This window comes from Methyloversatilis universalis FAM5, assembly GCF_000214035.2.
In the GTDB taxonomy this organism is placed as follows: domain Bacteria; phylum Pseudomonadota; class Gammaproteobacteria; order Burkholderiales; family Rhodocyclaceae; genus Methyloversatilis; species Methyloversatilis universalis.
Genome location: NZ_AFHG01000059.1, coordinates 403,282 through 413,600, shown reverse-complemented (window position 1 = coordinate 413,600; position 10,319 = coordinate 403,282). Strand labels below are relative to the sequence as shown.

The 10,319-nt window shown below is 66.4% G+C and carries 9 protein-coding genes; all 9 read right to left on the bottom strand.

What is annotated here, in order from left to right; genetic code table 11:
- Window positions 1–89 precede the first annotated feature (89 nt).
- Complete coding sequence (locus METUNV1_RS19750) at window positions 90–1,697, bottom strand: ShlB/FhaC/HecB family hemolysin secretion/activation protein (protein WP_008064901.1); 1,608 nt, start codon at window positions 1,695–1,697, stop codon at window positions 90–92.
- Between the two features lie 118 nt (window positions 1,698–1,815).
- On the bottom strand, window positions 1,816–3,372 hold the full coding sequence (locus METUNV1_RS19745) for a hypothetical protein (protein ID WP_008064899.1): 1,557 nt from the start codon (window positions 3,370–3,372) through the stop codon (window positions 1,816–1,818).
- 65 nt (window positions 3,373–3,437) lie between these two features.
- Window positions 3,438–4,277 carry a PEP-CTERM sorting domain-containing protein gene (locus tag METUNV1_RS19740; RefSeq protein WP_043360381.1) on the bottom strand — a complete coding sequence of 280 codons (840 nt, stop codon included), beginning with the start codon at window positions 4,275–4,277 and terminating at the stop codon, window positions 3,438–3,440.
- 336 nt (window positions 4,278–4,613) lie between these two features.
- Window positions 4,614–5,273: a hypothetical protein gene (locus METUNV1_RS19735; RefSeq protein WP_008064897.1), complete on the bottom strand. Its 660-nt coding sequence runs from the start codon at window positions 5,271–5,273 to the stop codon at window positions 4,614–4,616.
- A 2-nt stretch (window positions 5,274–5,275) separates the two neighbouring features.
- On the bottom strand, window positions 5,276–6,925 hold the full coding sequence (locus METUNV1_RS19730; protein WP_008064896.1) for a putative porin: 1,650 nt from the start codon (window positions 6,923–6,925) through the stop codon (window positions 5,276–5,278).
- 33 nt (window positions 6,926–6,958) lie between these two features.
- Window positions 6,959–7,663, bottom strand: coding sequence for a TonB family protein (locus tag METUNV1_RS19725; RefSeq protein ID WP_008064895.1), 705 nt, complete (start codon window positions 7,661–7,663; stop codon window positions 6,959–6,961).
- Window positions 7,663–8,067, bottom strand: coding sequence for an ExbD/TolR family protein (locus METUNV1_RS19720; protein ID WP_008064893.1), 405 nt, complete (start codon window positions 8,065–8,067; stop codon window positions 7,663–7,665). The genes METUNV1_RS19725 and METUNV1_RS19720 overlap by 1 nt, the downstream gene beginning before the upstream one ends.
- 23 nt (window positions 8,068–8,090) lie before the next feature.
- Window positions 8,091–8,501: an ExbD/TolR family protein gene (locus tag METUNV1_RS19715; protein WP_008064891.1), complete on the bottom strand. Its 411-nt coding sequence runs from the start codon at window positions 8,499–8,501 to the stop codon at window positions 8,091–8,093.
- Window positions 8,502–8,516: 15 nt separating this feature from the next.
- A complete protein-coding gene (locus METUNV1_RS19710) occupies window positions 8,517–10,196 on the bottom strand; it encodes a DUF2341 domain-containing protein (protein WP_008064889.1) in 1,680 nt (559 codons plus the stop codon).
- Window positions 10,197–10,319 lie beyond the last annotated feature (123 nt).

Genomic DNA, 10,319 nt, shown 5'->3' with positions numbered 1-10,319 from the left:
CCTTGCATCCAGTTTCGGCGTCATGCATGACGCAACGGTGACGGGCAGCGGCCACCCGGCCGCCTGCCGTGAACGGCGTCGCGCAGCGCTCAGAATTCGTAGGCCAGCTTCAGCAGCAGGCGGTGGTCGCCTTCGCGGGTGCGGCCGTTGCCCACCGCGCCGTCGCGCAGCGCGTAGGCCCAGTCGGCGTGCAGCTTGAAGCCACGCGGCGTGAGCAGGCGCAGGCCAAGACCGGCGCTTTCCAGCGCCGAGCGCGGGTCCTGACCGGCAAAGGCCTCGCGTATGCGCACACCGGCCCAGTCGTAGAACATCAGCGCGTTCAGCGCGAATGCCGCGTCGAAGAAGGGGCGCGTCGGCGTGGCCAGTTCCAGCCGCAGCCGCTCGCCCTCGTCGCCCATGCGTTCCGACTCCAGATAGCCGCGGACCGAGTCGACGCCGCCGGCCGAGAACTGTTCGCTGTTGATCAGCGGATCGCTGGTGCGCTGCGCGTCGGCGCGGGCCGACACCAGCCAGCCGCCGGCGAACGGATAGCTGCCTTCCAGCTCGAAGCGGCTGACGAAGAAGGACGGCGTGGCGCCCGCGCGGCGGCAGGCGAACTGTTCGGCGCGCACACCGTTGCAGTCGATGTAGCGCTCGTTCAGGCCGGTCGAACCGGCGGACAGGGTGGTGCCCAGCCGCAGGCGCGCGCCGGATTCGAAGGGCAGCGTGATGCCGTACTGGGCCGACATGACCCAGTAGCGCACCGGCTGGCTGATGACGAAAGCGGTGCCGCCGATGCCGCGGGTGTCCTGATCGTTGTCCTTGTAATCCAGCCCCAGACTGATGGAATGGAAGAAGCCGCGACCGCGGTCCGGCAGCGGGCGCACGTAGCGCGCGCCCAGGGTGTCGCCGCGACCCAGCGAGGCGGTATCGAACTGGGTCGGCACATTGCTGTTGGAGCGCGCGAAGAAGGCGGCCAGGATGCCGTCGCCCACCGGCGCCGCGTAGTTGAGGCCGAACACCTCGACCTCGTCGCGGTTGCGCGGCGACGAGAAATAGGTCAGGCCGATGGAATGGCGGCGCTGCCACAGATTGTCATAGCGCAGCGTCGCCTCCAGACGGCCGGTTTCGGTGTCAGCGCTGCGCTTGTTGTTCAGTTCGATCGAACCGTGCAGCGGCGAACTGTCTTCCATCCGCAGTTCGACATTGACCGAGCCCGGTATCCGGCCCGGCTGCAGCAGCGGCGTCACGCGCAGGTCGGCGTTGCGCCCGAGCCGGCCAAGATCTTCCTGCACGTCCGGAAAGTGGGGCACGCCGCCTTCGGCCAGCGACGGCGCGGCGTCGCGCACCGCGCTCGGCAGCGTGTATTCGGCGCCGGTCACGCGCAGACGCTCGATGCGCCCTTCGGTCACCTCCAGCGTGATCACGCCGGAATCGGTCGCCTGCTCCGGAATGCCGACCGCCACCGTCATGTAGCCGGCGTCCTGGTAAGCCTTCTCCAGCGCGGCGGCCGCGGCATTCACGTCGGCCGCGTTGCGGCGCGGGCCCAGATGCGGATACACCGCACGCTCGACCGCCTCGGGCGGGAGCACGGTATTGCCCTCGACCACGAATTCGAGAATGTCGAAACGGCCGGCGTCCTGCGCCGACGCGGAGTGTATGCACAGTGCGAACAGCGTCGCGCACAGGCGGATGCAGCGGGAAATCGGACCGGACATGCGTGCCCTGAAGAATATGACGGCCGGAAGCCTGACAAACGAACGGCCCGCCGGAGGGCGGGCCGCGGATCCACTGACGGTGCGACGGCCGGACAGCGCCGTCACACGGTCATCCAGCTCAGTTGCCGACGTACTGCAGCGGCGAGCAGGTGTTGGCGTTGCGGGTGTACTTCGACACGTACAGGTCGGCGAAGCGCTTGCCCGCAGCGTTGGTGGCCGCACCGGCTGCGTTGGTCAGGCCCGCGTAGTACTGCGGCAGCGACGCGAAAGCTTCCGGGGTCGACACCTGGGTACCGGTGTTCTCGAAGTTGCCAGTGAACTTCGGCGAACCGGCGCGCTTCACGAACTCGTCGGCCACCGCCTTGGTCAGGCCGGCGATCGGGGCAACGGTGTCGCCCTGTTCGTTGGTGACTGCCTGGGCGCGCGACTGGGCGGAGATTTCAACCACGAAGTCGTACTTGCCGGCCAGCAGGTTGGCCTTGGACGGGGCGACACCGGTGGCGCCGGCCGACGACGAGAAGGTCTTGGTGACCGAGTCGTAGTTGTAGCTGCCCGCGCCGTCGAGGTGACGGAAGCTGAACTTCGCACCGGCGGCATTGGTGTAGGAGTCGAGCGACACCACGCCGATCGCCTTCTTCGGACCCGATTCGGCGAAGTTCACGCGGAAGACGTTATTCTTCTGCTCGGCGGAATCCCAGGTGGTGAAGGTGTAGTTGGTGCCGTCGTTGGCAGCCTGCAGGCAGCTGCGGACGTTGCCGGACGAAGCGTTCTCGATCACGGTGTAGCCGGCGCTCGCGTCGATGATGTACGGATCGGCGGTCGTGCCCGAACCGGACACCTTGTAGCCGAAGCTGTCGCTCATGCGGGCCGGAGAAACGGATCCGTTCTCATTAGTCGAGCACGGGAAGTTGCCGAAGAACCAGTTGTACGAGGTCTGGGTGCCCGAACCTTCCGAGCGGCGGCACACGACCACGTCACCGTCCAGCGACGGATCAACCTGATCCCAGGTCTGCACCTGGCCGTTCAGCATGGCGCCATACACGGCGCGCGACAGGTGGGTCGAGGCCGGCAGCGTGTTGGTGGCGGCCAGACCCATCATCAGCTGGTTCACCGGTTGCACCGCGAGGCGGGCAACTTCGTCGGATGCCAGCGGCTCGGTATCGTTCTCGGTGTTGAGCGGGCCCTGGAACATGGCCGGTTCGACGTCGGAAATCCCGAAATCGGGTACGAGACCGGCATTGGTGGTCAGTGCATGGTTCGCTTCACCCGGATCCGCGCCGGTGATCGCGCAGACGAAGGGGCTGGCCTTGGTGCCGGCGCCGCTGGTGCAGTTGGTCACGTCGATGGTCTTGACGCGCTGGGCACGGGCCACCGGGCCGACGCCGAAGGCCGAACCGCCAGCCGAACGCTTGATGAACAGCACCTTGGTGCCGTTGGTCACGCCCGGAATGCCATTGGCCGAACCGGCAAAAGCCTTGTAGTTGCTGGCGCTGTAGTGGGTGACGCCGGTCATCATGCCTTCGGCGATGTCGGCCAGGAAGTTGTCGGGGGCGGAAGCGCCGGACAGATAGACGACGTTGTGCGGCACGCCACCGATGCTGACGGTGCCGGCGGCCTGAGCGGCAAAGCCGGTCGCCATGGCGGCGACGGCGAAAGCGATCTTCTTCAGTTGCATGAGTTTCTCCAGGAATTCAGGCAGGGGCGGCCGCATCCGCTGCGACCGCCGGGAAAGGAAAACAATCAGGCGTTCTTGCGACGGGCGGCGAAACCCAGCAGGCCCAGACCGGCCAGCAGCATCGCGTAGGTTTCGGGTTCCGGCACTGCGGAAATCTGCAGGTGGTAACCGTCAGCGCCCTGGTAGATCCGGGCAACGACTGCCTGGCCATCAGCACTCTTCAGCTGCGCAACGCGGCCAGCGTTTTGGTTGGAGGTGGTCGAGGTCGAACCGAAGACGTAGAGCGACAGCGCATCGTTGATGCCGCCGGTGGAGGCGTAGCCGGCGTTGCCGAAGTTGGCACCCAGAGTGCCAGCGTAAGCCGTGCCGTCAGCGGCAACAGTCTCCGCGAAACCATCAATCAGCACGCCGCCCGGATGGGTGCCCTTCGAACCAACCGCCGAAGTGTAGTTGTCGAAGTTATTGACCGCGGTAATGATCTTGGCGTTCGTCAGTGCAGCCGTAGGCGCAGTGGAAACAGTTTGCACGATACGACGGAGGCCTTCGCTCTCTGCAGACACGACGTTCCACTGGAGGTTGGCGGCGTTGGTACCAGCCAGAAAACTCGAGAAGGACGGCAGCGCGATATCAAACAGGACACCAGTCGCGGGCTTATTGACCAGGTTCATGACACCCGAGGTACCCGGATTGACGTTACCGATCAGGCTATTCATCCTGACGTCGCTACCGTAGACGTCGTCCCAACCAAGGTCAGACAGATCGTAGGTGTAGCCCTTGCCTGCCAAAGTATTGAAAGCTGAGAAAACGAACTCGGTGTTGCCGGTCCCGGCGCCCGTGATGGTCGCGTTCGCGAAACCCGAAACGCCCAGCGCAATTGCCGCAGCAATCAGTTTGGTCTTGAACATGAATATCTCCAGAAGAAGTGTGTCGTGGGTGGATTCCGGAATGCGCTCCGAACCTCCCTGCTCCACGAGGAAGCGATCGAAGCGTGACGGCTGCGCGTTACATCAACCGCTGCATCGCAGCCGCATTGAATGAGCCGAACGGACCATGCGCTGTAAGAAATTCCGTCCGATATTCGTCCGGCAAGTTATCGGCGGACGATGACAACCCTGTTTCACAGCCGGGGTCTTGCAATGAGCCGAACGGCTCATGCGGAAATGAGCCGTGGCGCGGAGCGCCGCGCGGAGCGGGCGTTTCCGGAATGAGCCGCGCGACACCCCGGACATCCGCGCCGGTCGTCAGCGTGACGGCGCAGTGACCAGGCGCGCTTCGTCCAGACGGTCACGCCAGGTTTCGATCAGGTTCTCGAGCTTCACCCGCGCGGTCTGCGCGAACGGCTCGGACTGGCCGATGCGTTCACCCAGCGTGCGATTGCGGTAGTGGTCGAGCACCTCGATGCCGGTGCCGTAGAGCGCGCGGTTGTCCTTCTCGCACTGGGCGAGACGGGTGGCCGACTGCTCCGCCTTCACCCGCGACTGTTCGAGATCGCGGCCGGTGCCGGCCAGCGTGTTGCGCGCCTCGTTCAGTTCGCGTTCACGCTCGGTCAGACGCTGGCCCAGCTGTTCGGCCTGACGGGCCGACTGTTCGCGCGCCTGCCGCTCGGCCGCCAGATCCTTTTCCAGCTGTTCGATCTGCCGGCGAGAGGCCTGAGCGCTGCCGCGCGCGGCCCGCGCTTCCGCGCCGATCTTCTCGATCTCCGCCGCCTGCGCGCCCTTGAGCGCCTTCAGTTCGGCCTCGGCGCTCTGGCGCGCCTGCTGTTCGGCTGCCAGCGACTGCTGAAGCTGCTGCGCCTGGGCGCGCAGCCGGCGCAGCTGTTCCTGCTCGCGGGACGGTTTTTCCTGCGCGGCCACCGCGCCTGCGGTCAGCAGCAGCGACAGCATCAGTACGAAGCGCTTCATGCTCAGAACCTCACGTTCATGTCGAGCATGACGGTGTCGACCTCGTAGCGCTGACCGGCAATCACGGTCGGGTCGTAGGTCATGCCGTGGATGTTGCGGGCCGAGTACCAGCGCAGGCCGACCGCGGTATCGCGATACAGGCCGTAGCTGCCGCCGATGACGAAGCCCTTCAGGTTGGTGCCGCCAAGACCGAAGTCGGAATCGGTGAAGCCATCGACCACCGAATCGGAGCCTATGTACTTGTAGGACGCGAACACCTGCCAGTCTTCGGCCAGACGGACCGAAGGCATGCCGACCGCCAGTCGCACGTGCCAGGCTGTGTCCTTGCCGTCGGTCAGGTTGAGGCCGGTTCGACGCAGGATGTCGGCACGGTCGAAGCCGGTGTTCTTCACGTATTCGGCGGACAGCAGCACATGCACCGGGTCGAAATGAGCCAGATCCGCGGTGGCGGTGATCACCCACGGCTCGAACTTCGACGCCAGGCCGTAGATCGGCGCGCCATTCGCGTCCAGCGGGCTGTTGGTGCGCACCAGGGTGTTGCCCTTCTGGCGCAGCGCGGACGAATGTTCGTAACCGCCGTAGCCCGGCAGCGCGCCGGTCAGGTCGAAGCGGGTGTCGGTACGGGCTTCGAGCCGGCTGTAGTGATACTTGGCCAGACCCACGCGCAGACGGGTGCTGCCGTTGAGGTCGTACTCGGCGCCGATCTGCGCGCCGGCCAGCCACTGCTTGTCGGCGTTCGGCGGGTTGTCGGCGCGCAGCGGAAACCAGCCGGCGGTGGCGAAGGGGCGCAGCGCCTGGGTCATCGTGACGTTGCGCAGGTTCACCGCGATGCCGTCGAAGTTCAGGTCCTCGTCCCACACCAGATCGGTCGCGAACCAGGGGTTGGGAATGCGGCCGCCGCTGAAGGACGCCCACTCCACCGGATCGAACTTCATGTAGGCGCGGTCGACCAGGAAGCTGTACTTGTTGAAATTGCTGCCCAGGGTCTGGTTGGTCGATACCCGGTCGGTCACGTTGCCGGTGGTGAAGCGGAAGCCGGCGCTGACCGTGTCGTTGATCTTGGCCAGCACGCCGAGCCGGGCACGCAGGCGCAGGCGGTTCACGTCGTCCGACGCATTGCCGGTCGGGAAGCCGTTGTCATCAAGGCCGACACCGGCCGGAAAGCGCGTGCCGAGCGGAAAGTCCGGATTGGTCGCCGCCGGATTGCCGGCCGCACCCGGCGCATAGCTGGCGATCGGGCTGTTGCCCTTGGGGAAGCTGTCTTCCTGCATGCGCACGCGCAGATCGCCCTCGATCCGGATGCGCTCGGTCCATTCGGGAATCGCGTTCGGCGTGGCCCAGCCTTCGGTGCGTGCCTGGGCCAGCACTTCCTGCTTCAGCTGCTCGCGGATTTCGGCCTTCACCGATTCCGGCACGTACTGCACCCGCACCGTGCTGTCCTTCTTCGCCCTGGCCGCGGTTTTCGCGGCCTTGGCTTCGGCGGCCTTGATCAGTTCGTCCGCCTTGTCACGGGTGAGCACGCCGGTATCGACCAGCGCGTCGATCAGGTTCAGCGTGGTCTGGCGCAGCGTGTCGATGGACGCGCCTTCGTCCGCCTGTGCGGGCAGTGCGCACAGCGAGGCGAGCGCGAGCGGGAGCAGTGCTTTCTTCATCACTTCGGTCCGGAGTGTCGTGTATGGGGGTGTTCAACCGGTCATGCGGTTGCTGATGCGCAGGCGCACCGGCTGGGGCATGTCGGCGGGCGGCGCTTCCCGGAAGGGCCGCATCTGGGCCAGCGCTGCAGTGAGCGCGGCGTCGGTCCTGTCGTCGCCGGTGGAACCGGCCAGCTCGGCGCGCTGCACGCTGCCGTCGCGCGCCAGCCAGATGGCGACCGGCACGCGGTAGTCGAGCTGCTTGATGTCCTTGTTGCGGGCCAGTTCGTCCTGGATGTGCCGCTGCAGCGCACTGGTGAAGAAGGCGAACTGCATGCGGTTGGACTTCACCTGCGGCGCACCGCCGACCGTGGTGCCGACGTCGCCGCCCTTGTACTCGTTGGCCACGCTGCCGGCAGCGAACGGACTGGGGCCGTCGCCGGCCGCGCCTTCCATCTTCAGCTGTTCGGCCTGCTGCGGCGGCGCCTCGACCGGCTTGGGCTGCTCGACCTTCACTTCCTTGGTTTCCTTCGGCTCCGGCCGCTTCTCCTCCTTCGGCGGCGGAGGCGGGGGCGGCGGCGTGTCCGGAATGATGGAAATCTTCGTCACCTGGCGCGTCGGCGCCGACGGCTTCGAGAACAGATCCTTCAGCCACATGCCGGCCGCCACCAGCAGCGCCACGCCCACCGCCAGCGCGACGAAGCGCAGTGCGCGCGCGCCGCGCGACAGCTCGACCGAATCTTCCGCGAGCGCGCCCATCAGGTGCCGATCCGCGATGTGATGAGGCCGACGTTGGCGATGCCCATGCGATTGACCAGGTCGACCACCTGGATGACACCGTTATAGGGCGCGCGTGCCTCGCCGCGGATCATCACGCTGAACTTCGGGTCGCGCGCCCGGGCGGCGTCGAGCTGCACTTCGAGCTGGTCCAGCGTCACGCCGACACCATTGACCATCAGTGCGCCGCTTTCCATCACCTGCACGATCTTCACTTCGTGCTGTTCGGTGCTCGGCTTGTTCGACGGCTTGGGCAGATTCATCGTCAGACCCTGCACGCCGGCGGTGGTCATCAGGATGAACACGACGAGCAGCACGTAGGCCAGGTCCAGCATCGGCGTGACGTTGATCGAGTCGTAGGGTTTGGCTTCGGTATTGATCTGCATGGCTGTGTGTCATCCGCGCGGCATCAGCCGGCCACCTTCTTGGTCACCAGCCCGACTTCGGTGATGTCCAGCCGCTTGCAGATTTCCAGCACCGCGGACACCTTCTCGTAGTGCGCGGCGGCGTCGCCCTTGAGCACCACCGGCAGCGCCGGGTTGGCGCCCTTGTACTGCGCAAGCCGGGCTTCCAGCGTGGCCATGTCGACCGGATAGGCGTCGAGATAGACGTCGCCGGCGGCGGTGATGGTGATGGCCTTGGTCTGGGGCTTGGCCAGCGAGGCGGTGGTGCGCGTCTGCGGCGCATCGACCTTGATGCCCTGCACCGAGGCGGTGGTCATGATGATGAACACCACCAGCAGCACGTAGGCGAGATCAAGCATCGGGGTGACGTTGATCTCGTCGTAGGGCTGGTTCTCTCCCTTTACGTCGGCGGACATGGCGTGCGTCTGCCGTCAGCGGCCGTGCACTTCGGCGACGCGGGTGATGAACTCGTCGACGAAGATCTGCATGTCGGCGCTGATGTTCTTGATGCGCGCCGCGAGGTAGTTGTAGCCGAACAGCGCCGGAATCGCGACCGCGAGACCGGCCACGGTGGCCAGCAGCGCGGCGGCGATGCCCGGGGCGATGGCGTTCACGTTCACGTCACCCGCGGCAGCGATCGCGGCGAAGGTGATCATGACGCCGACCACGGTGCCGAGCAGGCCGAGGAAGGGACCGCCGGAAATGGCGATGGTGAGCAGCACCATCTGCGCGTTGAGCTTGTGCGATTCGCGTACCAGGTCGGCGTCGATCGACGCCTTGATCGCGTCCATCGAGGCACCGGTCAGACCGGCGGCTTCGCCCTGCGCGTCGAAGCGCTTGCGGATTTCGCGCAGGCCGGCGCCGTACAGGCGGAACAGCGACGAACTCTTGTGGGAGGCACCCTGGTCCAGCTTCAGGAAATCGTTGCTGGCGCTGCGGAAGCGCTGCAGGAAGGCGCGGTTGTCGCCGTCGATGCGGCCGACCAGCAGGGCCTTGGCAATCATCACCCAGCAGCTGATGACGAACATGACCGCGAGGATGACGATGACCACCCAGGCGTCGACCGTGAGGTTGTCGATCAGGATGCCGAAGTAGTTGTGGCCGCCCTCTTCGCCGCCCGCCGCGTCCTCGCGCACGCTGACAAAGGGGCTGTCCGCCCCCTGTCCAACGGCGGCCAGCCTGATCCAGTCGGCGCTGCGCACCGTGTTGGCGAGCTGCAGCTCGTCCAGTTCGCCGTTGTAGGCATCGCCGATCACGACCTCGGCCTGCACCGCCGGCAGTGCCGCGTCAGCGCTGCCGACCGGCTGGCCGTCGACATACAGCGTGGCCTTACCACCACCGACCGTGGCCGCGACGTGCTGCCAGGCACCCGCCTTCAGCGTGCCACCGGCCACCCGGGTGCCGGCCACATCGAGCGCGAACGCGCTGCCGTCGACCTTCACCGTCAGCGCACCCTGCGCATAAAGCGTCGCCTGCTGCGCGCCGGCCGGCTTGACCCAGGCCGACATCGTCCACGCACCGCCCGCGGTGGTCGCAAGCGCCGGCGAGGCCGGCACGCGCAGCGGGCTGCCGGCGAAGATGGCGGCGTCGCCCAGCAGCGCGGCCTTCTGGATGTTCCCGCTGCCGGTAGCGCTCAGCGCGCTGGCGGATGCATCGGCCAGCGGCGCCGGCTCGGCGAAATGCCAGACACCGACGGTCGATGCGTCGTAGCTCGCCTTGCTGTCCTGCGCACCGCCCGCCGCGGCATTGCCGAAATAGGCATAGACCGTGGTGCGTTCCTGACCGGGCGCCACCAGCGGCACCTGTACCCACACGACCGCGAGTTCGTTCAGGCTGTCGTAGCGCTCGACATGGTGCTTGAGCACCGTCTTGTCGTCGCCGGCGACGAAGCGCAGATCCGAGCCGTCCTCCTTCGCCGCGGTGAAATCGAAATTGCCGCTGTGCAGGCGCACCGCGACCGGCACCGAAGACTGCGGCGCGGCAATCGCGACGCCGGTGGCGGAGGTGTCCAGCGTGACGGTGCGACGGGCGGTCCACGCCTCGTCCCACCAGGCGTTGGCAAAGGAAGGTGCAAGCGCCGCAAGGGCGCCGAGGGCAATGATTTTTTTCATGGCAGGGCGGGAAAAATTCAGGCCGGATTCTCCGGACCGAACGTGTCCCTGCCATGACATGAAATATTCGCGCGGATAGTCCGAACGGACTATTCAGGCGCGCACCGGTCAGGCGGATCCGCG